At 60.0% G+C, this 867-nt stretch carries 1 protein-coding gene; it reads left to right on the top strand.

Translation table 11 applies throughout. The annotated features are described in order from the left end of the window. The coding region (locus QWU11_RS47080; protein WP_290121137.1) for an IS3 family transposase at positions 1-825 on the top strand (825 nt) is incomplete at its 5' end. Positions 826-867: the final 42 nt, after the last annotated feature.

The following is an 867-nucleotide window of genomic DNA, read 5'->3' as shown; positions in this document are numbered from 1 at the left end:
ATGTGTGCGTGGCTCGGCGTGTCACGGTCGGGATATTACGAATGGCGGCATCGGCCGGCGTCGGCCACTGCCGAACGACGCGAACGTCTCAAGGCGCGGATCGCTACGATCTTTCACGCCCACCACGAGACTTATGGATACCGGCGCGTACACGCGGTGCTGGAACGTCGCGGTGAGCGGGTCAGTCCAGAGCTGGTGCGGCAGCTGATGCGTGAGCTGGGCCTGCGGGCCTGCCAACCAGGGCCCTGGCGGCCCCTCACGACCGACGCCGACCCACACCATCGCATCCCTGACCTGGTCGAACGGAACTTCACCGCGCCTGCGCCAGGTACCAAGTTCGTCGGTGACATCACCTACATTCCCACCTGGGAGGGGTTCCTTTATCTGGCCACGGTGATCGATTGTTACAGCAAGAAGGTCGTCGGATGGGCGATGGCGGATCACTTCCAGACCTCGTTGATCGAGGCGGCGATCGACATGGCCGCGTTGAACGTCCAAGTCGCCGAAGGTGCAATTTTTCATTCTGATCGGGGATCGAATTACACCTCGCTCGGCTTCGCCGGCAAACTCAAGGCGATGGGGATACGCCAGTCTGTCGGCAGGACTGGTGTCTGCTGGGATAACGCGATGGCCGAGTCGTTCTTCGGTACGTTGAAGAATGAGTGGTTGAATCGGTTCGAGTTCATGGATCGAGCGAAGGCCCGCCGTCAGGTTGTCAGATACATCGAAGGCTTCTATAATCGACAGCGACTTCATTCTGGTCTCGGCTATAAGACGCCTCAAGAGGTCGAGGATGAGTATCTGAGTCCCCAGGTCGCTGCTTAAGTCAGGCACAACGCAGCTGTCCGGAAACCGCAGGGCCCCTCA

Origin of the sequence: Actinomadura sp. DC4 (genome assembly GCF_030406325.1) — a bacterium.
In the GTDB taxonomy this organism is placed as follows: Bacteria; Actinomycetota; Actinomycetes; order Streptosporangiales; family Streptosporangiaceae; genus Actinoallomurus.
This window is presented reverse-complemented; position numbering and strand designations above follow the sequence as displayed.